21 protein-coding genes and 2 pseudogenes are annotated in these 23,730 nt (G+C 72.9%); 10 read left to right on the top strand and 13 right to left on the bottom strand.

The genetic code is table 11. The annotated features are described in order from the left end of the window. Positions 1–110: 110 nt before the first annotated feature. Positions 111–2,051 (bottom strand): BTAD domain-containing putative transcriptional regulator, encoded by a 1,941-nt coding sequence (locus ACIF9R_RS29180; RefSeq protein WP_399985369.1) that lies wholly within the window; start codon positions 2,049–2,051, stop codon positions 111–113. A 112-nt stretch (positions 2,052–2,163) separates the two neighbouring features. Between ACIF9R_RS29180 and ACIF9R_RS29175 the strand changes: the two genes are divergently transcribed. After that, positions 2,164–3,042, top strand: a complete 879-nt coding sequence (locus ACIF9R_RS29175; protein WP_399985368.1) for an alpha/beta fold hydrolase — start codon at positions 2,164–2,166, stop codon at positions 3,040–3,042. 433 nt (positions 3,043–3,475) lie between these two features. Here the strand turns inward: ACIF9R_RS29175 and ACIF9R_RS29170 are convergent, their stop codons facing one another. Then, the gene (locus tag ACIF9R_RS29170; RefSeq protein WP_399985367.1) at positions 3,476–3,838 is read right to left on the bottom strand and encodes a DUF6223 family protein; all 363 of its coding nucleotides are present in this window, start codon (positions 3,836–3,838) and stop codon (positions 3,476–3,478) included. A 260-nt stretch (positions 3,839–4,098) separates the two neighbouring features. Between ACIF9R_RS29170 and ACIF9R_RS29165 the strand changes: the two genes are divergently transcribed. The 3 genes from ACIF9R_RS29165 to ACIF9R_RS29155 all read left to right on the top strand — a co-directional run bounded on the left by ACIF9R_RS29165 (position 4,099) and on the right by ACIF9R_RS29155 (position 6,575). Then, on the top strand, positions 4,099–5,229 hold the full coding sequence (locus tag ACIF9R_RS29165) for a sensor histidine kinase (RefSeq protein WP_399985366.1): 1,131 nt from the start codon (positions 4,099–4,101) through the stop codon (positions 5,227–5,229). Then, positions 5,226–5,891, top strand: a complete 666-nt coding sequence (locus ACIF9R_RS29160; RefSeq protein ID WP_399985365.1) for a response regulator — start codon at positions 5,226–5,228, stop codon at positions 5,889–5,891. Before ACIF9R_RS29165 ends, ACIF9R_RS29160 begins: the two co-directional genes overlap by 4 nt. Positions 5,892–6,035: 144 nt before the next feature. Continuing rightward, positions 6,036–6,575, top strand: a complete 540-nt coding sequence (locus ACIF9R_RS29155; RefSeq protein ID WP_399985364.1) for a DUF4396 domain-containing protein — start codon at positions 6,036–6,038, stop codon at positions 6,573–6,575. A 128-nt stretch (positions 6,576–6,703) separates the two neighbouring features. On the opposite strand, the gene ACIF9R_RS29150 is transcribed toward ACIF9R_RS29155, so the two are convergent. The 3 genes and pseudogenes from ACIF9R_RS29150 to ACIF9R_RS29140 all read right to left on the bottom strand — a co-directional run. Continuing rightward, positions 6,704–7,033, bottom strand: coding sequence for a winged helix-turn-helix transcriptional regulator (locus ACIF9R_RS29150; protein WP_399985363.1), 330 nt, complete (start codon positions 7,031–7,033; stop codon positions 6,704–6,706). After that, positions 6,969–7,578: pseudogene (locus ACIF9R_RS29145) on the bottom strand (sigma-70 family RNA polymerase sigma factor); the annotation flags it as partial. The gene ACIF9R_RS29150 and the pseudogene ACIF9R_RS29145, both read right to left, overlap by 65 nt. After that, positions 7,520–7,705, bottom strand: a pseudogene (locus ACIF9R_RS29140) (hypothetical protein); the annotation flags it as partial. The pseudogenes ACIF9R_RS29140 and ACIF9R_RS29145, both read right to left, overlap by 59 nt. A gap of 414 nt (positions 7,706–8,119) precedes the next feature. Between ACIF9R_RS29140 and ACIF9R_RS29135 the strand changes: the two are divergent. Beyond that, positions 8,120–9,613 (top strand): SulP family inorganic anion transporter, encoded by a 1,494-nt coding sequence (locus tag ACIF9R_RS29135; RefSeq protein WP_399985420.1) that lies wholly within the window; start codon positions 8,120–8,122, stop codon positions 9,611–9,613. A gap of 75 nt (positions 9,614–9,688) precedes the next feature. Next, positions 9,689–10,324: a glyoxalase gene (locus ACIF9R_RS29130; protein ID WP_399985362.1), complete on the top strand. Its 636-nt coding sequence runs from the start codon at positions 9,689–9,691 to the stop codon at positions 10,322–10,324. A gap of 48 nt (positions 10,325–10,372) precedes the next feature. On the opposite strand, the gene ACIF9R_RS29125 is transcribed toward ACIF9R_RS29130, so the two are convergent. The 6 genes from ACIF9R_RS29125 to ACIF9R_RS29100 form a co-directional block, all read right to left on the bottom strand. Next, positions 10,373–12,343, bottom strand: coding sequence for a sigma-70 family RNA polymerase sigma factor (locus ACIF9R_RS29125; RefSeq protein WP_399985361.1), 1,971 nt, complete (start codon positions 12,341–12,343; stop codon positions 10,373–10,375). A 125-nt stretch (positions 12,344–12,468) separates the two neighbouring features. Continuing rightward, positions 12,469–13,176 (bottom strand): AAA family ATPase, encoded by a 708-nt coding sequence (locus ACIF9R_RS29120; RefSeq protein ID WP_399985360.1) that lies wholly within the window; start codon positions 13,174–13,176, stop codon positions 12,469–12,471. Positions 13,177–13,571: 395 nt separating this feature from the next. Then, a complete protein-coding gene (locus ACIF9R_RS29115) occupies positions 13,572–14,951 on the bottom strand; it encodes an ATP-binding protein (protein ID WP_399985419.1) in 1,380 nt (459 codons plus the stop codon). 52 nt (positions 14,952–15,003) lie between these two features. Further along, a complete protein-coding gene (locus tag ACIF9R_RS29110) occupies positions 15,004–15,729 on the bottom strand; it encodes a response regulator transcription factor (RefSeq protein ID WP_399985359.1) in 726 nt (241 codons plus the stop codon). A gap of 73 nt (positions 15,730–15,802) precedes the next feature. Further along, positions 15,803–16,435, bottom strand: coding sequence for an FMN reductase (locus tag ACIF9R_RS29105; protein WP_399985358.1), 633 nt, complete (start codon positions 16,433–16,435; stop codon positions 15,803–15,805). Beyond that, positions 16,432–17,526 (bottom strand): LLM class flavin-dependent oxidoreductase, encoded by a 1,095-nt coding sequence (locus ACIF9R_RS29100; protein WP_399985418.1) that lies wholly within the window; start codon positions 17,524–17,526, stop codon positions 16,432–16,434. The genes ACIF9R_RS29105 and ACIF9R_RS29100 overlap by 4 nt, the downstream gene beginning before the upstream one ends. Positions 17,527–17,645: 119 nt before the next feature. On the opposite strand from ACIF9R_RS29100, the gene ACIF9R_RS29095 reads away from it, so the two are divergent. Then, complete coding sequence (locus ACIF9R_RS29095; RefSeq protein WP_399985357.1) at positions 17,646–18,422, top strand: SDR family NAD(P)-dependent oxidoreductase; 777 nt, start codon at positions 17,646–17,648, stop codon at positions 18,420–18,422. A 79-nt stretch (positions 18,423–18,501) separates the two neighbouring features. Here the strand turns inward: ACIF9R_RS29095 and ACIF9R_RS29090 are convergent, their stop codons facing one another. Next, positions 18,502–19,695: an RtcB family protein gene (locus tag ACIF9R_RS29090; RefSeq protein WP_399985356.1), complete on the bottom strand. Its 1,194-nt coding sequence runs from the start codon at positions 19,693–19,695 to the stop codon at positions 18,502–18,504. Between the two features lie 216 nt (positions 19,696–19,911). Between ACIF9R_RS29090 and ACIF9R_RS29085 the strand changes: the two genes are divergently transcribed. The 3 genes from ACIF9R_RS29085 to ACIF9R_RS29075 all read left to right on the top strand — a co-directional run bounded on the left by ACIF9R_RS29085 (position 19,912) and on the right by ACIF9R_RS29075 (position 23,141). Further along, the gene (locus tag ACIF9R_RS29085; RefSeq protein ID WP_399985355.1) at positions 19,912–20,745 is read left to right on the top strand and encodes a DUF3558 domain-containing protein; all 834 of its coding nucleotides are present in this window, start codon (positions 19,912–19,914) and stop codon (positions 20,743–20,745) included. Positions 20,746–20,863: 118 nt separating this feature from the next. After that, positions 20,864–21,712, top strand: coding sequence for a DUF3558 family protein (locus ACIF9R_RS29080; protein WP_399985354.1), 849 nt, complete (start codon positions 20,864–20,866; stop codon positions 21,710–21,712). An 88-nt stretch (positions 21,713–21,800) separates the two neighbouring features. After that, positions 21,801–23,141: a DUF2637 domain-containing protein gene (locus ACIF9R_RS29075; RefSeq protein ID WP_399985353.1), complete on the top strand. Its 1,341-nt coding sequence runs from the start codon at positions 21,801–21,803 to the stop codon at positions 23,139–23,141. A 131-nt stretch (positions 23,142–23,272) separates the two neighbouring features. On the opposite strand, the gene ACIF9R_RS29070 is transcribed toward ACIF9R_RS29075, so the two are convergent. After that, on the bottom strand, positions 23,273–23,488 hold the full coding sequence (locus tag ACIF9R_RS29070) for a hypothetical protein (RefSeq protein ID WP_399985352.1): 216 nt from the start codon (positions 23,486–23,488) through the stop codon (positions 23,273–23,275). Between the last annotated feature and the right edge of the window lie 242 nt (positions 23,489–23,730).

Here is a 23,730-nt window from a genome sequence, read left to right as displayed (position 1 = left end):
TCGGGTCCCGCCCTCGTCATGTGACGGGGAGTCGTCGTCGCCGGGCGACGGGTGTGACGGGGCGTCGCCGGGCAACGGGCGTGACGACGGGTGTGCGGACGCGGCGGCGCTCACCGTCCCGCCGCGGCGCAGGCTTCCGCCTCGGCCAGGTACCGCGCCACCGGGCCCAGGGTCAGCATGCCGCCCGCGGCGCCTGCGTGTTCCGCGCGGGCACCCCGCAGGGCGGCCTCGGCGCGGGCGGCGACGCCGCGTTCGCCGAGGCGTACGGCGGCGCGGGCCGTCAGGCACCACAGGGCCTCCTGCATATGGTCGGGCGGTGGTTCGGGCACCGCGGCGAGGGCGGCGCGGGCCTGCTCGGTCCGGCCCCGGTCGAGCAGCAGGAGGGGGTGCGCCCAGGGGCGGTACGGGCCCCAGTCGAGGTGGGGATCGGTGGGCGCGGGCCGGTCGTGCAGCAGGCGCAGCCCCAGGAGGGCGAGCGGGAGCAGGCCACGGTGCAGCCCGGGCATTCCGGCCGTCCGGAGGGCGTCGTCGGCGGCGCGGTAGTGTGCCGCGGCCGTGGCGGCGGTTGGTCCTCCCGGTTCGGTGCTGCGGGCGGCCGCGGCCCGGGCATGGAACCACCCGGTGAGGACGGGGACGAGGGGCGCCTCGGTGGTGGCGGCGAGCCGTTCGGCGGCCTCGGCGTGCGAGGTCGCGGTGTCCAGGTCGCCGAGGGCCGAGGCGGACTGCAGGCGGACGAGCCTGCCGAGCACGGCGAAGTTCGGCAGCGCGTGCCGGGTGGCCAGGTCGAGGATCTCGGCGCCGGTCCTGTCCCGTTCCGTGGCGAGTCCGGGGTGGGCGAAGGACTGCAGGAACACCCCGTTGAGGGCGAACGCCAGCAGGGCGGGATCGGCCACGTCCCGTGCCAGCGCCTCGGCCCGCCGTGCCGCCTGTCGCGCGCGCCCGAGTTCGGCCCCCGACAGATCGGCGCTGCGGCTCTCGACGGCGACGGTGGCCAGGAGGCGGGCAGTCAGGTCGGCGGGGCCGTCGGGGCCGAGTGCGGTGAGCGTGCGCTCGGCGGCCGCCACGACGGCGCGGGACTGCTCGGGGTCGTCGGCCCGGGTCCACAGGGCGGGCACGTCGTAGGCGCCGATGATCCGTGCGGTGAGGAAGGGGTCGCCCGTGCGTTCCGCCGCCCGGACGGCGGCGAGGCGGTCGCGCCGTGCGTGGACGAGGGCGTCGCCACCCGCCAGTGCGAGGGTGCGGGCCAGATCCACGGTGGTGCGCGGACCGAACCGGACACCGGGGCCGGCCCACGCGGTACGTGGGCCTTCGAGGGACAGGGATCCGTTGAGGATGTCCGTCTCCAGGCGCTGGAGGTCGGCGCCGGGGTCGAGTCCGAGCTGATCGGCGAGCATCGCGCGGGCGCGGCGGAGGGTGGCCAGCGCGTCGGCCCGGCGGCCCGCACGGTGGAGCGCGCGGGCGAGGAGCGCCCAGGCGGGCTCTCGCCAAGGGTGTTCGGCGACATGGGCGCCCAGTTCGGCGACGAGGCCGGCGCCCTCCCCGGAGTCGAGGAGGATACGGGCGCGCAGTTCCACCCCCTCCCCTCTGAGCTCCTCCAGCCGGACGCGCTCGCGCTGCGCCCACGCGGAGCCGGTCACATCGGCGTAGGCGGGGCCCTGCCAGGCCGCGAGGACCTCGCCGAGGCCGGTCACCGCGTCGGGGGTCCGCCGGGCGCGGGCCAGGGTGTCCTGGAAGCGATGGACGTCCACGTCCTCGCGCGGCAGACGCAGCGCGTAGCCGGGCCCCTCGGTGACCAGGACGCCCGGCGGAGTACGGGGCGGCCGGCCGGGTTCGAGGGCGCGGCGCAGTGCGGCGACGAACGTGCGCAGGGCGCCGACGGCGCGGGCCGGCGGATCGGTCCACAGGTCGTCGACGAGGGTGTCGGTGGTGACCATCCGTCCCTCGGCGGCGACGAGCCGGGCGAGCACCTCGCGGTGGCGGGGCCCTCCCAGGGCGACCGGGCTGCCGTCGTCGTGAAAGGCCCGCACGGCACCGAGCACGTCGATTCGCATGCCCCCATCCTCGGCGCCGGGGGCCGGCCTCGCCCAGCCGTGCTGATCGGCTGCTGATCGCCGTCGTCCAGGCTGCTGCGGTCAGTCCCCCACCAGGAAAGACGGCCCTCCCATGACGCTCACCCTTCCCGGCTTCGACCACACCCGCCTGCCCGGTGCGGACGGCGTGGAGCTGGCCACTGCCATCGGCGGCAGTGGCAGCCCGGTCGTGCTGCTGCACGGTTTCCCCCAGACGCACCTGATGTGGCGGCACGTCGCCGAGCGGCTCGCCGACGAGCACACGGTGATCTGTCCCGACCTGCGGGGCTACGGTGCCAGCGACAAGCCGGCGGCCACCGGTCCCGATGTGTACGCCAAGCGCACCATGGCAGCCGACGTCGTGGCCCTGGCGGCGGCGCTCGGCCACGACCGCTTCGCCCTCGTCGGCCACGACCGGGGCGCCCTGGTCGCCTTCCGTGCGGGTCTCGACCACCCCGGGGCCGTCACGCACCTGGGCATCCTCGACGTCGTGCCGACGCTCGACATGTGGAATGTCCTGCACGGCGTCTCCGCGGCGGTCGGGTACCACCTCTTCCTCATGGCCCAGCCGCCGGGCCTGCCGGAGGCGATGATCGCGGGCAGTGCGGACGCGTTCTTCGGCTCGTTCCTCGACTCCTGGTCCGACGACCCGGCCGCCGTGCCGCGGGAGGTGCGTGCCGCGTACCTGCGGGCGAGCGCCGCGGCGGTGACGTCGATCGTCGCCGACTACCGGGCCTCGGCGGGCATCGACGTCGCGCACGACCAGGCGGACAAGGACGCCGGGTCGCAGCTGGCCATGCCCGTGACGGTCGTCCAGCAGGACTGGGGTGCGCGGCTGGGCTACGACGCCGGCGGGGTGTGGCGGGCGTGGGCGCCGGACCTGGACCACCGGCTGACCCGGGCGGGGCACTTCATGGCCGAGGAGGCACCCGACGAGGTCACGGCGGCGATCCGGGACCTGCTGGCCCGCTGAGCCTCCCGGACGACACGGCCGGCCCTCGTGAGCGGTGCCGCGACAGGTCCCGTTCCCCGGTCGCGGTCCCGCTGTCGCGCGTGCCGGCTGAGCCTCCCGGACGGCACGGCCGGCCCTCGTGAGCGGTGCCGCGACAGGTCCCGTTCCCCGGTCGCGGTCCCGCTGTCGCGCGTGCCTCGGTCGCTCACGGACCGCAGCGGCCGCGCCGCCCGCCGGAGCATCGTCCGCCGCGGCGGCGGCCATGGGCGCGCCGAGCCTGACGGGCTGCGGTGCGGGTGCGCAGCAGCCCTCGCCGTCGGCCTGCTCGGCGCGGGGGTCGTCGTACGGGCCCGCATGCGGACGCACGCGACCCCCGCGAGGCCGGAAGGCCGGTGAGGCGGCCGGCACCGGGGTTGTTCCGGCGTGCGCGGGGGGGCCACGCCGGAAGGCGGGGTCAGACCGGTGTCCGGTCGGCGCGGCGGTGCCGGTTGAGCGCCCGGCGGCCGAGGAGCACGGCGCCCAGCCCCAGCGGGATGGCCACGAGCGCGCCGACGAGTCCGTTGCCGGTGCCGGGACCGCCGTCGGCGGTGGCCGCGTGCAGCACCGCGAGGACCGTGCCGGCCACGCCCGCCGCGATGGCCGACACCCCGCCGATCCGGGCGTTGCCGGTGCCGATCCGGCCGCCGGCGCGGGCCAGGGCGGTCCAGCCGAGGGCCAGACCGAGCAGCCCCGCCCCGAGGGCCAGATAGGAGCCGGTCCGCCCGTCGCCGATGATCCCGCCCTCGGCGGCCGCCAGCAACGCTGCTGAAGCACTCATGCCGTTCTCCCCTTCTCCGTCGCCGATCGCGCGATCGGCGCGCGATCGGCGCGCAATCAACGCACGTTCGATGTGTCCCGAGCATGCGGGCCGGACCCCCGGCCGGTCGTCCGGCAGGCGCGGTCACTTTCCGCTGCCACCGCGGCGGGACGCGCATACCGCGGACGCGGCAGACGGCCCGGAGGTACCGCGTACGCGGTAGCCGGGCGTTCGTCCCTCAGCTCGATCCGCCCGCCACCGCATCCGGCTACGGTGCCCCCATGGACACAGGACGGCGGTTCGCTGTTCCGGCCGGCGTCGGCGACTGGGCGATCGCCGCGGGTGTGGCGGCGTTGCTGCTGGGCGGTGGACTGTCCGGGCCGCACCCGGCCGGGGGCCGCGAACTGCTCGGCTCGGTGCTGCTGGCGGCCGGCGGACTGGTGCTGGCCGCGCGCCGCCGGGCGCCGCGCGTGGTCCTGGCGGTCACCGGGCTGTGCGCGGTGGGCCACCTGGCGGCCGGCTTCGACGTGCTCGCCGTCTCCTACCTCGTCGCGGTCCACGGCGCGGTGCGCACCGGGCACCGCACCGTCGCACTGGCCGGCTCCGCGGGCCTGCTGGTCGTACTCCCCCTCGTCGCCCTGGTGTCCGGGGAGGGGCCCGCGGGCGAGGCCCTGGGGCAGGCCCGGAACACGCTCGAGATCGCCTGGCTGATCGCCGCGTTCGCCGCCGGGGAAGCGGTGCGGCAGGCCGAGCGGCGGGCGGAGGAGGCCGAGCGCACCCGCGAGGAGACCGCGCGGCGGCGGGCCGACGAGGAGCGGCTGCGCATCGCGCGGGAGCTGCACGACTCGCTCACCCACCAGATCTCGGTCATCAAGGTGCAGTCGGAGGTCGCGGTCCACGTGGCCCGGCGCCGGGGCGAGCGGGTACCGGATGCCCTGCTGGCGATCCAGGAGGCCGGCCGGGAGGCGAGCCGGGAGCTGCGCGCCACCCTGGAGGCGCTGCGCGACGACGGCACCGCCCCGCCGCACGGACTCGACCACATCCCCGGCCTGGTGAAGCGATTCGGGACGGCCGGCCTGGAGACGACGCTGGTGATCGAGGGCCATCCGCACTCCGTGCCGACCGCGGTGAGCCGTACCGCCTACCGGATCGTCCAGGAGTCACTGACCAACGTCGCCCGGCACGCCGCGGCGACGACCGCCTCGGTGGTCATCCACTACCGGACGGACGCTCTCGCCATCCGCGTCGACGACAACGGCAGGGCCGCCCAGACCCCCGCGCCGACCCCGGGTCTCGGTCTGCTCGGCATGCGCGAACGGGTCACGGCCCTGGGCGGCCGGCTGCGCACGGGACCGCTCGGCACCGGTGGCTTCACCGTCCAGGCGGACCTCCCCACGAACGGAGCCCCGTGATCCGGGTCCTGCTGGTCGACGACCAGCCGCTCATCCGCAGCGGCTTCCGCGCGCTGCTCGACCTCGAGGACGACATCGAGGTGGTGGCCGAGGCCGCCGACGGCCGGGAGGGCCTGGCGCTCGTCAGGGAGGAACTGCCCGACGTCGCTCTGGTCGACATCCGGATGCCCGTCATGGACGGCATCGAGGCGACCCGGCGCATCGCCGCGGACCCGGCCCTGACCGGCGTGCATGTCGTCGTGCTGACCAACTACGGCATGGACGAGTACGTCTTCCAGGCGCTGCGCGCCGGCGCCGCCGGCTTCCTCGTCAAGGACATCCTGCCGGAGGACTTCCTGCACGCCGTACGCGTCGCCGCCCGGGGCGACGCCCTGCTCGCACCCGCCATCACCCGCCGGCTCATCGACCGGTACGTCACCCATCCGCCGCCGCGAGCCCGCGCCGGGAACGGGCTGGAGGAGCTGACCGGCCGCGAACGCGAGGCGGTCGCCCTGGCCGCGCACGGCCTGTCCAACGACGAGATCGCCGCCCGCCTGGTCATCAGCCCCTTGACCGCGAAGACCCACATCAACCGGGCCATGGCCAAGCTCCACGCCCGCGACCGTGCCCAGCTCGTGGTCCTCGCCTACGAATCCGGCCTGGTGACCCCGGGCGCCTCCTGACCCCTGTACGCCGCCGACCGGACCGACGGGCCACGGCGTCCCGAGCAGGGCACTCTCACCTCGCGGGAATACCCCCAGGGGGTATATGGTTTGGCGTCTGAGGCCATACGGGTACTCGCGGCACGTCGATTGGGGATGAGGGGCATGGACCACGGCACGCACCACTCCGGTACCGCACACGGCCCATCCGGTACGGCGCACGACCACACGGCGCACGCGGCCGGCCGCGACCACGGCGGTCAGGCGCACGGCGCGAGCTGGGCGACGGCAGCGAAGGCGACGCTGCACTGCCTGACCGGGTGCGCCATCGGCGAGATCCTCGGCATGGTCATCGGCACCGCCCTGATGTGGGGCAACGTACCGACAATGGCCCTGGCCATCACCCTCGCCTTCGTCTTCGGCTACTCCTTCACGCTCTTCGCGGTGGTACGCGCCGGAGTGTCCCTGAAGACGGCGGTCAAGGTCGCGCTGGCCGCCGACACCGTCTCCATCGCGGTGATGGAACTGGTCGACAACGCGATCATCGCGCTGACCCCGGGAGCGATGGACGCGCACCTGTCCGACGGACTGTTCTGGTACGCGCTGCTCGGCGGCTTCGCCGTGGCGTTCGTGATCACCGCTCCGGTCAACAAGTGGATGATCGGCCGGGGCAGGGGTCACGCCGTCGTCCACGCCTACCACTGACCCGCGCGGTGCCGCCGCCGTCTCAGCCCGGGGCCGTGACCTGGGCTGAGCCCCGCGGACGGCGGCAGACGATCGCGGGACGACCCGGATGCCGTCGGCGCGGCAGCCCATGTGCGGCGGCGCGCTCCCTAGCCGTTCGGCCGTTCGCGTCCCCAGGCGGCCAGGGGTTCGAGTGCGTCGTTGAGGCGCTTACCGTCCTCGGTCAGCGAGTACTCGACGCGGGGCGGCACCTCGTCGTAGGAGACGCGGCGCACGACGCGGTCCGCTTCCAGCTCGCGCAGATGGGAGGCGAGCACCTTCTCGGTGATTCCCGGAAGCAGCCGGCGCAGCTCGCCGAAGCGGCGGTGGGGATGCTCGTGGAGCGCCCAGAGGAGCTGACCGGCGCGGCCCGGGAGCCGCGCGGACGGGCGGCAGTCGCTCCGCCTCCTCCAGCAGCTCCAGCAGGGCCGCCCGGGCACGGGCCACGCGGGAGCGGACCGTGCCCACCGGGCAGTCGCTGAGCGCGGCCGCCTCCGCGTAGGGCAGGCCGGCCAGCTGGGTGAGGACGAACGCCTCCCGTCGCTCCTCCGGCAGTGCGGCCGGCAGGTCCAGGCAGGACGACGCCGTCGTCCAAGCCGGGCAGGCCGCTCGGCTGGGACCGCTCGACGGCGGCCTGCCAGTTCGGCGCCTCGGAGAGCCGGGGCCGGACGGCGCTGTACCGGGAGCTGTCGACGACGGCGCGGCGGGCGATGGACAGCAGCCGGACGCGGGCGGAGGAGCGGCCCTCGAACCGGTGCAGGCTGCCGAGTGCGCGCAGGAAGGTGTCCTGGGCGAGGTCGTCCACGGCCTGGAGGTCGCCGCAGAGGTGGGTGACGTAGCGCAGGACGTCACGGTGCAGGGCGCGTACGAAGTGCTCGCCCGCGTCCGTGTCCCCGCTCCGGGCGGCCGGCGTCCAGGCGGTCCGCGGGGAGCCCGCGTTCCCGGCCGGCCAGGCACCAGCCGACGGTTCCCGTGGCGGCGGCACCGGCGCCCGGCGTCCACGCGGGCACGTCGCTGCCGGACATCATGACGTGGCCCAGGGCGGCGAGCAGCACACGGACGGCCGCGAACACCGCGGCCCGTACCGTGCGGGAGCACCACCCAGCAGTCATGGCGCCTCATCCTCGCGTCCGGGCGCGGTCCGACACAGGCGGATCGGGATTCCGCCCCCCGGCCTCCGGTCGGCAGCGACCGCACCGGGACGGAGCACGAAGGTAGAGTTGACCGGGTCAGTCGTGTCGGGGCCGACGAAGCCCCCGGCGAAGACCGTTGTCCGCAGGAGAGAGCGTGCGCATGTCCGCGATGCCCGGCGCCGCTGTCTGCCCGCCGTGACCCTTCGCCTCCCGGCGGCGTCCGGCGCGGTCGCACGTGGCCCCGCCGTCCCCCACTGACCCGGGGCCCGCCCGTTCCGCCCAGGCCCTTCGCGCCCTCCCCCCTTGTCCTCCGCATGTCCTCCCGCGCGCCCGCGCCGATGCCGGGTGTGCCCGAGCCCGACAGGTTCCCTCGTCTTGTCCCTCTCCGCTGCTCTGTCCCCGTCCTCCTGGCTGCGCGGCTCCCGGCGTCCGTCCTGGCTCTCCGATCCGAAGGTGCTGCGCACCGAGGTGCTGGCCGGTCTCGTGGTCGCGCTGGCGCTGATTCCCGAGGCGATCTCGTTCTCGATCATCGCCGGGGTCGATCCGGCGGTCGGTCTGTTCGCCTCGTTCACCATGGCCGTGACCATCGCGGTCGTCGGCGGCCGCCGGGCCATGATCTCCGCGGCCACCGGCGCCGTCGCCCTGGTCATCGCACCGCTGAACCGTGAGCACGGCTTCGGTTACCTGGTCGCGGCCGTCATCCTCGCCGGTGTGTTCCAGATCGTCCTCGGCGCGCTCGGGGTGGCCAGGCTCATGCGGTTCGTGCCGCGCAGCGTGATGGTCGGTTTCGTGAACTCCCTGGCCATTCTCATCTTCATGGCGCAGGTGCCGGAGATGACGGACGTGCCGTGGCCCGTCTATCCCCTGCTCGCCGCCGGACTGGCGCTGATGGTCCTCTTTCCGAGGGTCACCACCGTGGTCCCGGCGCCGCTGGTGTCCATCGTGATCCTCACCGTCGTCACGATCGCGGCCGGGATCGCCGTGCCGACCGTCGGCGACAAGGGTGAGCTGCCGTCCTCGCTGCCGGTGCCGGGGCTGCCGGACGTGCCGTTCACCCTCGACACGCTCACCACCATCGCGCCGTACGCGCTCGCCATGGCCCTGGTCGGGCTGATGGAGTCGCTGATGACGGCCAAGCTGGTCGACGAGATCACCGACACCCACTCCTCCAAGACCCGCGAGTCCGTCGGCCAGGGCGTCGCGAACATCGTCACCGGCTTCTTCGGCGGTATGGGCGGCTGCGCCATGATCGGCCAGACGATGATCAACGTGCGGGTGTCCGGGGCCCGTACGCGGCTGTCGACGTTCCTGGCGGGCGCGTTCCTGATGGTGCTGTGCATCGTCTTCGGGCCGGTCGTCTCGGACATTCCGATGGCGGCGCTGGTCGCGGTCATGATCATGGTGTCGTTCGCCACGTTCGACTGGCACTCCGTCGCCCCGAGGACACTCCGCCGGATGCCGGCCGGGGAGATCACCGTCATGGTGGTCACGGTCGTGTGCGTGGTCGCCACCCACAACCTCGCGATCGGTGTCGTCGTCGGCTCGGTCACCGCGATGGTGGTCTTCGCCAAGCGGGTCGCGCACCTCGCCGAGGTCACCGCCGTCACCGACCCCGACGGCAGCACGGTCGTCTACCGGGTCACGGGCGAGCTGTTCTTCGCCTCCTCCAACGATCTGGTCGGGCAGTTCGCGTACGGCACGGACCCCGACGCGGTCGTCATCGACCTGTCGGCCGCCCACATCTGGGACGCCTCGTCCGTGGCCGCGCTGGACGCCATCGAGACCAAGTACGCCCGGCACGGCAAGAGCGTGGAGATCGTCGGGCTGAACGAACCCAGCGCACGGATCCACAGGACGCTCAGCGGCGAGCTCACCGGCGGTCACTGACCGGCGGCGGCCGGCCGGAGGACCGGTCAGTTTTCGAGAAGCGTCGGCGGCCGGTCCGCCCCTACCGTCGAAGGCATGAACTCCATCGACTCCGTGACCCTGGAGGTGGCCGACCCCACGGCCGCCGCACGCTTCTACTCCGACGCCTTCGCACTGGACCCGGCGCGGGTGCGCGTGCGCGGCGCCGAGACCTCCACGACCGGCTTCCGCGGTTTCACGCTCTCCCTCGTGGTGTCCCAGCCGGGCGACGTCGACGCGCTCCACGCCGCCGCCCTCGACGCCGGAGCCGACTCTCTGAAGCCCCCGGCGAAGTCGCTGTGGGGCTACGGCGGTGTGGTCCGGGCGCCGGACGGCACGGTCTGGCAGCTCGCGACCTCGTCGAAGAAGGACACCGGACCCGCCACCCGGGACATCGACGAGATCGTGCTCCTGCTGGGTGTCGAGGACGTCAAGGCCAGTAAGCAGTTCTACGTCGAGCGGGGCCTGACCGTGGGCAAGAGCTTCGGCGGCAAGTACGTCGAGTTCACCACCGCCCCGGACACCGTCAAGCTGTCGCTGTACAAGCGCCGCGCCCTCGCGAAGGTGGCGGGCGTCGACGCCGACGGCACGGGGCCGCACCGGCTCGCCGTCGCCAGCCCCGTCGGCCCGTTCACCGACCCGGACGGCTTCGTCTGGGAAGCCACGGGCGGGCAGCCGGACACCGCCAACTGACGGCTGACACCGGACACCGGACACCGCCGGCTGACGACGCTCAGCGGATCAGAAGCCGAACACCTGCGTCCACGTCCAGTCGTTCTCGGTCACACCGACACCGAGTGTCTTGAGCGAGCAGTTGAGGATGTTCGCGCGGTGGCCCTCGGAGTTCATCCAGGCGTCCATGACGCTCGCGGCGGAGCTCTGGCCCTGGGCTATGTTCTCGGCGCCCGGGCTCGGGTGGCCCTGTGCCTTGGCCCGGTCCACGAAGCTGCTGCCGTTCTGGCCGGTGTGGGAGAAGTAGTTGTTGGCGGACATGTCCTCGCTGTGCAGCTGGGCCGCTTTGGCCAGCCGGTCGTCCAGCGTCACGGAGCCGCAACCGGCCTTGGAACGCTCCGTGTTGGTGAGAGCGAGAACCTGGGCGGCGGGGCCACCGGCCGGGGGCGCGGCCGGCTCGTCCGGCTCGTCCGGCTCCGGCTGCGCCGGCGGTTTCGCGGGGGCCGTGGTGCGTGCGGGAGCGGACTTCGCCTCGGACTTCTCCGGACGGGGCGTGGCGGAGGGCTTCGGCTTCCTGCCGGCCGCGCCGGCCGAAGGGGAGGGCGAGGCGGAGGGTGACGCGGAGGAGGCTTCGGCGGACGGGGTGGCGGCCCCGGGGGTGGGCACGGCGGACTCCGGTCCGCTCTCGGACGCCGCCCGCACCCGGTCCGCGTCTCCGTCCGGGGTGAGGATGGCTATCCCGGATATCGTGCCCCCGCCGATCAGCAGCGCGGCGGCCACGGCCGCGACGGTCCTGCCACGCCGCTTGCGCTGCCGGCTGCGCGCGCGGAGGCTCGTACGGTGGCCCACCACGGGGTCCGGCTCGGGGCTCCCGGTGGGGGAATCGGCGGTCCGCGCCGGTCCCGCGCCGTCCTGGTACGCGGCTGCCCGGTCGTCCGCCGCCCCGCTGGAACGGTCGTGCGCACCGCACTGGTCCGCCCACGCCCCTCCGGCGCCAGCGGGCGACGCACCACCCGGGCCGGCGCCCGCATGCGCACCGCCCGCGACGTCCCCCGTCCCGCCCTGGCCCGCGGGCACCTGCCCGGGCCCCGTCGGCCACATCGGCTCCGCGGGCATCACCCCGGGGCCGCCCGGACCGAACGCCGTACCCGGCCCCGTGCCCAGTCCCGTACCCGGCCCCGTGCCCGGTCCCGTCGCCATCCCGGCGAGGGAACCCGTCGCGTCCGCCGTTCCGGCGCCGAAGACGGTGAACAGGGCGGACGCCGCGAGCAGGCTCGCGCCCACCGGGACCAGGCCCAGGCCGACCAGCAGGCCCTCCGCCGGAACCAGGCCCGACTCGAAGCCCGCGCAGACCGTGCAGTCCCGGACGTGGCGGGCGATGCGCTTGCGCCACAGCGCGGAGGGAACCGCGTCCCAGGACGCGACCACGTCGTCGAGGAGCACGCAGCGGGGATGGGCGGCCAGCGCCCGCACCACCAGCCGGGCCGTCTCCAGCTGCGCCTTCATCCGCTGCACGCGCACGGCCGTGTGCTGCGGTGACAGCTCCAGCGCGGCCGCCACCTCCGCCCGGGTCAGCTCACCCGCCGCCTCCAGCCACCACAGCGACAGCAGCGCCTGGTCGTCGGGGTCCAGCCAGCGGGTGGCAGCGGCGGCCTCCCGCCGCTGCCCCTCCAACCCGAGCCGTACGATCGTCAGATCCACGAAGTCGGCACCCGGGTCGGCGACGTCGTAGGCGTCGTGCAGCGCCGAACCGGCCGGAGCCGTACGGTGATCGCGCCAGTGGTGGCGGAGCTGGTTCATGGTGATGGCGACCAGCCAGGACCGGAATCCGTCGGGGTCCCTCAGCGAGCCCAGCGCGGCGAGGGCGCGGAGCATGGTCTCCTGCACCACGTCGTCGACGTCGGGGTGCCCGTTCAGGGCCCGGCCCACGATGTTGTAGACCAACGGAAGGTACGCGGAGACGAGTTCGTCCTGGGCACGCATGTCGCCGCGCTGTGCCGCCTCGACCGTCCCCCTGCCGGGTCCGCCGCTCGCTGCCATGCTCGTCCACGCTCCTTCTCGGTCCTCGTCCGGTCCGTACGGCCCTGTCCCGGCCCCTGTTCACAGAAGGAGAGCCATCGCCCCGGGCCGGATAACGGAAACCGGCGGACCCGCACGCGCGGGCGTCACTCCAGCACGTGCCGCAGATACGCGCCCGGGTCGGCGAGGTAGCGGCGCCAGTGGTCGACCAGGGCGAGGTCCTGCCAGGTGGTGCGGCGCATGCCGTGCTCACCGACCTCGATGATGTCCGCGCCGGGCAGCGCGGTCAGCAGCGGGGAGTGTGTGGCACAGATCACCTGCGCCCCCGCTCCGGTCAACTGGTCGATGTGACCGAGCAGTTCCAGGCAGGAGGAGAAGGACAGGGCCGCCTCCGGCTCGTCCAGGACATACAGGCCGGGCCGCAGGAACTTGCCGCGGAACGCCGCGAGGAAGCCCTCGCCGTGACTGCGCGCGTCGGGGTCGAGACCCTCCCGGCCGAGGGCGTCGAGAGCCGTTTCGGCGCGCAGGAAGAAGCCCTGGCGGGCGGACCAGGAGGTGAGCATCCGGCGACCGCCGGGCGCCGCGTCGAAGCGGACGCGTTCACCGAGGACGGACTTGGCGCGATGGCTCGCGTAGCGCCACTCGTGGGAGCCGCCCCAGGGGTCCAGGCCGAAGCCCTCGGCGAGAGCCTCGACCAGGGTGGACTTGCCCGATCCGTTCTCACCGACGACGAAGGTCACCGGGGCGGTGAAGCGCAGTCCGTCGCCCAGGAGTTCGCGCACACAGGGGACCGACCAGGGCCACTCCCCCGCGTCGTACGAGCCCGCGTGTGCGTACGCACGTTCGATGATCACGGGCCCGAGTCTCCCATGACGGGGATTTCCGGGTCAGCTCCCCGCGCGGAACGCCAGAAGTGATCCGCCCCTCACTTCGCGCCGACGGCCCGCGGCACCAGCGTCCACGCCGTCTCCCGCAGCAGGACGTGCCCGCTCCCCGCCCTCCGCCCTCCGCCCTCCGCGGGCAGTCGTGCCGCAGGGCGGCACGGGTGGGCGCGACGGCACCCCGCTAGCGCCGGGCCGCGCAGACACCCCCCGCTCAGCGTCCCCCGGCCTCCGAGGTCAGACTCACGGGACCGCAGGACCGCAGGACCGCAGGACCACAGGACCACAGGACCACAGGACCACAGGACGCCGCCCCACGGCAGGACAAGCGGGTCAAGCCAACGGCCGGCGGACCGACCCGCCCCCACCTACGGACCACCCCCCACCGTGAACCCGGTCACCGTCCCCCCGCCCTCCCGCCGGAAGGCGTACGGCGCCCCACCATGGGCCAGCGCGACCTCCCGCACGATGGACAGACCCAGCCCCGACCCCGGCAGGGACCGCGCGTCCGCGGCCCGGTAGAAACGGTCGAAGACGCGGATCAGATCGTCGTCGGCGATCCCCGGCCCCCGGTCCCGCACCTCCACCCGCACCGTCCCCGGACGCGCCGGCCCCGATACCCGGATCTCCACCGGTGAGCGCCCGCCCCGGTCGAACTTGACCGCGTTCTCCACGAGGTTGGACAGCGCCCGCGTCAGCATCCCCGGCCGCCCGTCGGTCGTGGTGTCACCGCTCACGCGGACCACGATCTCCCGTCCGGTGCGCCGCCGGGCCAGTCCCGCCACGTCGCCCGCGATGTCCGCGAGGTCGACCCGCTGCGGCGGCTCGGTGTCGGACTGCCCGGCCGCCAGCTCGACCAGCTCGTTGACGAGGTCGGTCAGTTCGCGAGCCTCCTGGGTGAGATCGGCGACGAGTTCCTCACGGGTGCCGGGCGGCAGCTCGTCGATGCGGCGCAGCAGCGAGATGTTGGTCCGCAGCGAGGTGAGCGGCGTACGCAGTTCGTGCCCGGCGTCCTGCACCAGCCGCCGCTGGTCCTCCTCGGACTGGGCGAGCCTGCCCAGCATCCGGTCGAAGGCGCGGCCCAGGCGCCCCACCTCGTCGTTGCCGGCGACGGGCACCGGGACGCCGAGCCGCCGGGTGCGCGCGACGACCTCGGCGGCGTTGGTGAGGACCACCAGGCGGCGGGTGATGCGCCGGGCCAGCCACCAGCCGAACAGCCCGGCGCCGACCACCACCGCCGCCATCAGGATCAGCGTGCGCCGCTGAAGCGCCCGCAGTAGGTCCTCGGTGTCGCTGAACTCCTGCGCGACCTGCACCGCGCCCCGCTCACCGCCCAGTGAGACGGTCGCGACGCGGTACACGTCGTCGCCGACGTCGACGCCCGCGTGCACGACCACCCGTCCCGCCGTGGTGGCCCCGGCGATCCGGCGGTCGGAGTCCACCACCGGCAGCCCCGGATCGCCCGGGTCGAAGACGCTGCCGTCCGGCCCGAGCACCTGGACGTCGGTCCGCGCGGGCCGCACCAGGTCGTGGCCGGGCGCGGCGGAGGAGAAGTCGAGCGGTGCCATCCGGTTCTCCCGGACCTCACTCCGCAGATCCTGCACGACCTCGTCGAACACGGACTGCTGGTCCACCCGCACCAGCCGGGCGGCCGCGCTGTACGACAGGATGCCGACCAGTACGGTGACCGTGGCGGTGACCGCCGCGAACGCCACCGCGAACGTGGTCCCCAGCGACAGCAGCCGCATCCGCCGGCGCGGAACCGACCCCGCCCCGCGCGCACCGCCCGCGGTCACTCCGTCACTCCGCCCTCAGCACGTAACCCACCCCGCGCACCGTGTGGATCAGCTGCGGCGCACCGGGCTCGTCGAGCTTGCGGCGCAGATAGCCGACGTAGACGGCGAGATTCTTGGAACCGGGGCCGAAGTCGTAGCCCCAGATACGGTCGTAGATGGTGGCGTGTTCCAGGACGACGCCGGCGTTGCGGATCAGCAGTTCCAGCAGCTCGAACTCGGTGCGGGTCAGTTCCAGCTCCCGCTCGCCCCGCCAGGCCCGGCGCGCCCGCGGGTCCATCCGCAGCCCGGCCGCCTCCACGAACCGCCCCGAGGGATCCGGGGCCCGCTCCGGCACGGGCACGGGGGCCGGCACCGGCTCCACGGGGGCCGCACGGCGCAGCAGGGCGCGCAGCCGGGCGAAGACCTCCTCGACGTCGAACGGCTTGACGACGTAGTCGTCGGCGCCCGCGTCCAGTCCCGCGATCCGGTCGGCGGTCTCCACCAGCGCCGTCAGTATCAGCACCGGTGTGCGGTCGCCCTCGGCGCGCAGCACCCGGCACACCTGGAGCCCGTCGAGGCCGGGCATCATGACGTCGAGGACCAGGACGTCGGGCCGGCTGCGGTGGGCCTGCGCGAGGGCCTCGACACCGTCGGCGACGGCCGTGACCCGGTAGCCCTCCAGGGTCAGGGCGCGCTCCAGCGCGTTGCGGATGGCGCGGTCGTCTTCGGCGAGCAGAACGGTGTGCGGCACGCGCCCAGTGTGCCAACCACTGCCGTCCCCCGGCTCCGGTGGACGGGGGCGGGACCCGCTTCTTACCCGTATCTCACCCGGCGGGCCGCAGCGCCGCCAGCCGCTCCTCGAAGGGTGTGACCTCCTCGAACGAGTCCCGCCGGGGCTGCGGACGGACGGTGGACAGTCCCGACACCAGCGCCGCCAGCTCCCCGGCTGCCCGCTCGATACGCCCGTCAAGACCCTCGGCGCCCCAGTCCTCGGAGGCGGCGTAGACCCCGGTCGGGACGACGACGGCCCTGAGGTAGGAGAAGAGCGGGCGCAGGGCGTGGTCAAGCACCAGCGAGTGCCGCGCCGTACCGCCGGTCGCGGCGATCAGCACCGGCTTCCCGGCGAGGACGTCGGGGTCGGTGACGCCGAGCGCGTCGAAGAACGACTTGAACAGCCCGCTGTACGACGCCGAGACGTCATCGAGGCGCGCCTCCGGCACGACCGGCGTGACCACGATCAGCCCGTCCGCCCCCGACACCGCGTCGAACGCGTCGGACAGCGCCCGGCCCGGGAAGCCGTGGGTGAAGGTGTGCGCGATCTCGACGGCGAGGTCGCGCAGCTCGATCACCTGAACGTCGGCCGGGGCCTGCCCGGTGGCCGCGGCGGCCAGGCGGTCGCCGAGCAGCCGGGTGGAGGACGGGACGCTCAGCCCGGCCGATACGACGACGAGCTTCATACCTGTGCACCTTCCCCGGCCTTGACGCGGGCCAGCAGCGAACCGTGGGTCGGCGCGTCCGGCACGTTCGCCGGACGGTTCTTGGCGAACTCCTCGCGCAGCACCGGGACGACCTCCTCGCCGAGCAGGTCGAGCTGCTCCAGCACGGTCTTGAGCGGCAGGCCCGCGTGGTCCATCAGGAACAGCTGGCGCTGGTAGTCACCGGCGTAGTCGCGGAACGCCAGTGTCTTCTCGATGACCTGCTGCGGGGAGCCCACGGTCAGCGGGGTCTGCGCGGTGAACTCCTCCAGCGACGGCCCGTGCCCGTAGACCGGGGCGACGTCGAAGTAGGGGCGGAACTCGCGCACCGCGTCCTGCGAGTTCTTCCGCATGAACACCTGGCCGCCCAGGCCGACGATCGCCTGCTCGGGCGTGCCGTGCCCGTAGTGGGCGTAGCGGTTGCGGTACAGCTCGACCATGCGCCTGGTGTGGTCGGCCGGCCAGAAGATGTTGTTGTGGAAGAAGCCGTCACCGTAGTAGGCGGCCTGCTCGGCGATCTCCGGCGAGCGGATGGAGCCGTGCCAGACGAATGGCGGCACGCCGTCCAGCGGGCGGGGCGTGGAGGTGAAGCCCTGCAGCGGGGTGCGGAACTTCCCCTCCCAGTCGATGACGTCCTCGCGCCACAGCCGGTGCAGGAGGGCGTAGTTCTCGACGGCGAGGTTGATGCCCTGACGGATGTCCTTGCCGAACCAGGGATAGACCGGGCCGGTGTTCCCTCGCCCCATCATCAGGTCCGTCCGGCCGTCGGCCAGGTGCTGGAGCATCGCGAAGTCCTCGGCGATCTTCACCGGGTCGTTGGTGGTGATCAGGGTCGTCGAGGTGGAGAGGACCAGCCGCTCGGTGCGGGCCGCGATGTAGCCGAGCATGGTGGTCGGCGAGGACGGCACGAACGGCGGGTTGTGGTGCTCACCGGTCGCGAAGACGTCCAGGCCCACCTCCTCGGCCTTCAGCGCGATGGCGACCATGGCCTTGATCCGCTCACGCTCGGTCGGCGTACGCCCCGTGGTCGGGTCGGGAGTGACATCCCCGACGCTGAAGATCCCGAACTGCATGGCGGTCACCCTCCAGATTGTTGACGCTTCAACTATACCCCTGGAACGACCCTCCGCCCCGGCCTATTCCCCCGCATATGCTGGCCGGGCCCCGCCCCGACCGCCCGAGGAGCAGCTCCATGCCCACCGCCGCACCGCCCGCCGCGTCCCGTATCGCCATCGTCACGGGCGCGAGCAGCGGGATCGGCGCCGCCACCGCACGCCGGCTCGCCGGGGCCGGATACCGCGTCGTCCTCACCGCCCGCCGCAAGGACCGCATCGAGGCCCTCGCCGAGGAGATCACCGCCGCCGGCCACCAGGCCACGGCCTATCCCCTCGACGTCACCGACCGCGCGGCCGTCGACGAGTTCGCCACCGCCTTCAGGACCGTCGGCGTCCTCGTCAACAACGCCGGCGGGGCGCTCGGCCTCGACCCGGTCGCCACCGGCGACCCGGACGACTGGCGCACCATGTACGAGACCAACGTCCTCGGCACCCTCCACCTCACCCAGGCCCTGCTCCCCAAGCTGGACGCGAGCGGCGACGGCACGGTCGTGGTCGTCTCCTCCACCGCCGCCCACTCCACCTACGAGGGCGGCGCCGGCTACGTGGCCGCCAAGCACGGAGCCCACGTCCTCGCCGAGACCCTCCGCCTGGAGATCGTCGGCCGCCCGGTGCGCGTCATCGAGATCGCGCCCGGCATGGTCAGGACGGAGGAGTTCGCCCTCACCCGCTTCGGCGGCGACACGGAGAAGGCCGAAAAGGTCTACCAGGGCGTACCGGACCCGCTCACGGCGGACGACGTGGCCGACACCATCACCTGGGCGGTCACCCGCCCGCCCCACGTCAACATCGACCTGCTGGTCGTCCGCCCCCGCGCCCAGGCCTCGAACACCAAGGTCCACCGGGAGCCCTGACAGCCGCGACGGCTCACGCGGAGGAGCGGACCCCGTCCCGGGGCCCGCTCTCCTGGCCGTCTCCGCCACCGCCGCCGCGTCAGCCCTTCACGCAGACGACCTGCTTCAGCTTCGCGACGACCTCCACGAGGTCCCGCTGCTGGTCGATGACCTGTTCGATCGGCTTGTACGCGCCCGGGATCTCGTCCACGACGCCGGAGTCCTTACGGCACTCCACGCCCCGGGTCTGCTCCTCCAGGTCCTTCGTCGAGAAGCGCCGCTTCGCCGCGTTGCGGCTCATCCGCCGACCGGCGCCGTGCGACGCCGAGTTGAAGGACTTGGCGTTCCCGAGACCTTTGACGATGTACGAACCCGTGCCCATGGACCCGGGGATGATCCCGTAGTCCCCGGAGCCCGCCCGGATCGCTCCCTTACGGGTCACCAGCAGGTCCATACCGTCATAGCGCTCCTCGGCCACGTAGTTGTGGTGCGCGCTGATCTCCGGCTCGAAGACCGGCTTGGCCTTCTTGAACTCCTTGCGGACCACGTCCTTCAGAAGCGCCATCATGATCGAGCGGTTGTACTTCGCGTACTCCTGCGCCCAGAACAGGTCGTTGCGGTACGCCGCCATCTGCGGGGTGTCCGACACGAAGACAGCGAGGTCACGGTCGACCAGGTTCTGGTTGTGCGGCAGCTTCTGGGCCACACCGATGTGGTGGTCGGCGAGTTCCTTGCCGATGTTCCGGGAACCGGAGTGCAGCATCAGCCAGACAGAGTCCAACGTATCGACACAAACCTCTATGAAATGATTGCCGGATCCGAGCGTTCCCATCTGCTTCGTGGCGCGTTCCTGACGGAACTTGACCGCGTCCGCCACCCCGCCGAACCGCCCCCAGAAGTCGTCCCACCCCGCCGTCGCCAGCCCGTGGAAGCGGCCCGGCTCGACCGGATCGTCGTGCATGCCCCGGCCCACCGGGATCGCCTGCTCGATCTTCGACCGCAGCCGCGAGAGGTCGCCCGGGAGGTCGTTCGCCGTCAGGGACGTCTTCACGGCCGACATCCCGCAGCCGATGTCGACACCCACCGCCGCCGGGCACACCGCACCGTGCATCGCGATGACCGAGCCGACCGTCGCGCCCTTCCCGTAGTGCACGTCCGGCATCACGGCCAGGCCCTTGATCCACGGCAGCGTCGCCACGTTCCGCAACTGCTGGAGCGCGCCCTCCTCCACCGTCGCCGGGTCGGCCCACATCCGGATCGGCACCTTCGCGCCCGGCACTTCCACGTACGACATAACACCCTCATTCCCCCGGGAAAGCAACAGAAGTCCTGAATCGCAATACCGGTGCCAAGGTCGGCTAAAAGGGATGACGGACCGGCGTCCACGGCAGTGCGTGCGATACACATTGTCTGCGAAGGGCGCCCCCCTGCGGCAAGCGATTAACCAGCGGGGACACTGGGAAGGCCCGGCGGGCGCCGGCCCGCACCCACCGTCGAGAGGAGCCCGGCCGTGCAGCGGAGGGCGTACGTACCCGGCGTCGCCGCGCTCCTGGCGGCCGTGCTGACCGGCTGCACCGGCAGCCCGGACGACGGCGGCCAGGCGGACGACTCGGGCCCGGGAAGCGCCGCTACGGCAACCCAGGCGGCCCAGCCCGGCAGATACGCCACACTGCCCGAGCCCTGCGGCGTGGTCGACGGCAGGACGCTCGACGAACTCCTGCCCGGCATCGGGGAGATGACCGACGAGGGCAAGCGCGAGACGGCGTACGCGGGTGAGGCGACGCTCACTTACGACACCGACCGCAAGGTGGGCTGCCGTTGGAAGGTGGAGTCGGCCCTGGCCACCGACCACCTGCTGATCGACTTCGAGCGGGTCGTCTCCTACGACAACGCCGTCAGCGACGACGCCCGGGCCGAGGAACTCTTCGCGACGAAGCGGTCGGAGGCGGAGGTCCCCGAGCCGGTCGTGACGTCGACGGACTCCGCGCCGCCGTCCACCGGGGCTGCCCCGGGCCCCGGTTCGCCCCCGTCCACCTCCCCGGCCACCTCCCCGGCCGGTTCCTCCACCGCATCGGTCTCCGGCTCGCCCTCCGCCCCCGCGGACCTCCAGCCCCGCGTCCTGGAGGAACTCGGCGACGAGGCGTTCCTCGACGACGCGCTCGACAGCGCCGGTTCGACCGCCCAGCAGCGCACGGTGACTGTGGCGTTCCGCACGTCCAATGTGATCGTGACCGTCGAGTACGCGGAGCAGCCGATGACCGTCGGGGCCGTCCCCGACAGCAAGGAAATGCAGGACAGGGCCCGGAAACTGGCCGCCGAGCTGGCTGATTCCCTGGGCGGCTGAGGCCCTTTCACGGCCCCTTCACTCGCCTTCGCAAAGCACCCGAAGGAAGACCGCACGGGTGACTCAGCGCGTACCGTGACCCCTCGGACCCGATCCGACCGCAGGGAACACGAGCGTCATGAGTGAAGGAACCATGCAGCGACGAGCACAGCGAGACCAGCCCGAGCGAGCGAAGCGACTCACCCGCGTCCTTGTCTGCGCGGCCGTCGTCCCGGTGATGCTGATCGCCGCCGGCTGCTCCTCGGACTCCGGCTCCGACGACGGCAAGGGCAAGGGGGACGGCGCCTCCGCCTCGGCGTCGGCGAACCCGTCCCCGACCGTGCAGGCGGCGGCGTACAGGACGCTGCCCGAGGCGTGCGGGGTGCTGTCGAAGAAGACCCTGGAGGACCTGGCCCCGAAGGCCAAATCGGGCAAGCAGGGCGGCTCGGACGATGTCTCCACCCGCGCCAGCTGTTCCTGGAGCAGTCTGGACAACAACGGGGTGAAGGGCTCGCAGTTCCGTTGGCTGAACGTGTCGCTGCTGCGCTTCGACTCCGACACCACGCGGGGCGCGGGCGACAAGCTGGCCAGGGAGTACTACGCCAAGCAGGTGCGGGACGCCCGGGCGACCGTGGGCGCGAAGGGCACCGGGGCGGAGCCGCTCACCGGGACCGGTGACGAGGCGACGGCGGTGAGTTACGACCTGAAGAAGAAGGAAGGGACCTTCAAGCAGCAGACGATCGTGGCCCGCGTCGAGAACGTGGTCGTCACGCTCGACTACAACGGCGCCGGTCTGGCCGGGGACAAGACGCCGGACGCCGACGACCTGCTGAAGGACGCGAAGAAGGCGGCCAGGGAGGCGGTGCTCTCGGTGACGAAGGCCAACGGCACGGGCGCGGCGAGCGGTTCGCCGTCCGCTCCGGCGTCCGCTCCGGCGTCGGCGAAGCCGTCCGCGGCCGCGTCGAAGCCCGCTTCCGACAAGAGCTGAGCCCGCCGAATCAGAACCGGCCACCCGTTCCCCGCACACATGTGCCACTCTGTTGCGCGCAACAACACGCACGGAGAGGGGAGTACGGGTGGCCGCGCCCATTCAGCTGACACGGACGCACCGGGTTCTCATCGGTGTGGTCGTCGCCGGAGCCGTGATCATCGCCGGCATCGGCTTCGCGGGTTCGTACGCCGCGGTCCGTGAACTGGCCCTGCAAAAGGGCTTCGGGAACTTCAGTTACGTCTTCCCGATCGGCATCGACGCCGGTATCTGCGTCCTGCTGGCGCTGGACCTGCTGCTGACCTGGATCCGCATCCCCTTCCCGCTGCTGCGGCAGACGGCGTGGCTGCTGACGGCCGCGACGATCGCCTTCAACGGCGCGGCGGCCTGGCCGGATCCGCTCGGTGTGGGGATGCACAGCGTGATCCCCGTCCTGTTCGTCGTCTCGGTGGAGGCGGCCCGGCACGCGGTCGGCCGGATCGCGGACATCACCGCCGACAAGCACATGGAGGGTGTCCGGCTCACCCGCTGGATGCTGTCGCCGCTTCCGACGTTCCTGCTGTGGCGCAGGATGAAGCTGTGGGAGCTGCGTTCCTACGAGCAGGTGATCAAGCTGGAGCAGGAGCGGCTGGTCTACCAGGCCCGGCTGCGCTCCCGCTACGGCCGCGCCTGGCGCCGCAAGGCCCCGGTCGAGTCCCTGATGCCGCTCCGCCTCGCCAAGTACGGCGTCCCCCTGGCCGACACGGCCCCGGCGGGCCTGGCGGCGGCGGGCATAGAACCGGCGCTGATACCACCGGCCCCCGACATCGCGGCGGTGACCGCGGGCAACCTCCCCGAGGTGACCGCGGGCGGCGCCGGCCCGGCCGCGGGCGGTCGTGCCGCCGGGGTGGCAGCGGTGGGCGCGGCGGCACCTCACCGCGAGCAGCGCCCGGAACTCGCGGGCAACCACCACCCCGGGTTCCCGGAAGACCCCGCCGAGGACCAGAACCAGTGGCTCCAGGCCCGCGACCCCAGGACCGTCGAGTACAGCGGCGGCTACGACCCCACCTACGACCCCGACGCGGAGTACGCCCGCTGGTACGCGGAACAGCAGCAGGCCGAGCAGTACCAGGACCAGTACCAGGAGGAGCCGCCGCTCCAGGAGCCCTCTCCGGAGGAGACCGGCAGCTTCCCCATCCCGGTGGTCCCCGGCGGCCGCACCCGTGAGCTCGGTGAGGGCGGCGGCACCCTCGCCGACGAACCGGACGAGGAGGCGTACTACCAGGTGTTCCGTCAGTCGATAGACGGCAGCTATCCGACCCCCCGGGTCCTCGGCGACAACATCGAGGCGACCTACGGCACACTCCTGAGCCCGAGCGAGCTGAAGGCCCTCGCGGAGCGCTTCCAGGCGCGCCACATGGCGGAGATGGAAGCGGACCACATCGCGTGACCGAGGGGCACTCGCGCCCCGGCTGAACGATTCTGTCGGCGCGGGTGCTCATGGTGACGCCTCTGCCCGGCACACGGGTACGTGCACCGGGCAGAGGGCCTGTCAGAATCTGTGTCAGGGCTTGTACGCGGTTACTGCGGGACGCTGTACCAGTCGCGGTGGGGAGCGGTCATACCGTCCCCGGCGTTGGTGAAGTTCCACAGGGCGTGGCGGGTGCGGCCGTCAGCGGCAGGACTGGACTCGTACCAGACGGCGATGTCAGCCTTGCCGTCACTGTTGTGGTCACCGGACGCCACCTTGCTGAGCTCCCAGGCCCAACTGGTGGTACCGGCGCTGTCCCAGGCCATCACAGGCGCCGCGAAGGAAGCACCCGTACTCCTGAAGGTCCACAACCTCGAACGGAACCCACTCTCGCCCTGCCCCAGGTCATAGAGCACACCGACATCAGCCCTGCCGTCACCGTCGTAATCACCCGAAACCACCTTGCTACGACCCCAGGCCCAACTGGTCGTACCGCTGTCCCACGCGATCACAGGCGCCGCGAAGGAAGCACCCGTACTCCTGAAGGTCCACAACCTCGAACGGAACC

The organism is Streptomyces sp. NPDC086080 (assembly GCF_044540255.1).
Lineage (GTDB): Bacteria > Actinomycetota > Actinomycetes > Streptomycetales > Streptomycetaceae > Streptomyces.
Note: the sequence above shows the minus strand (reverse complement) of the source record. Positions and strands in the feature narration are given on the sequence as shown.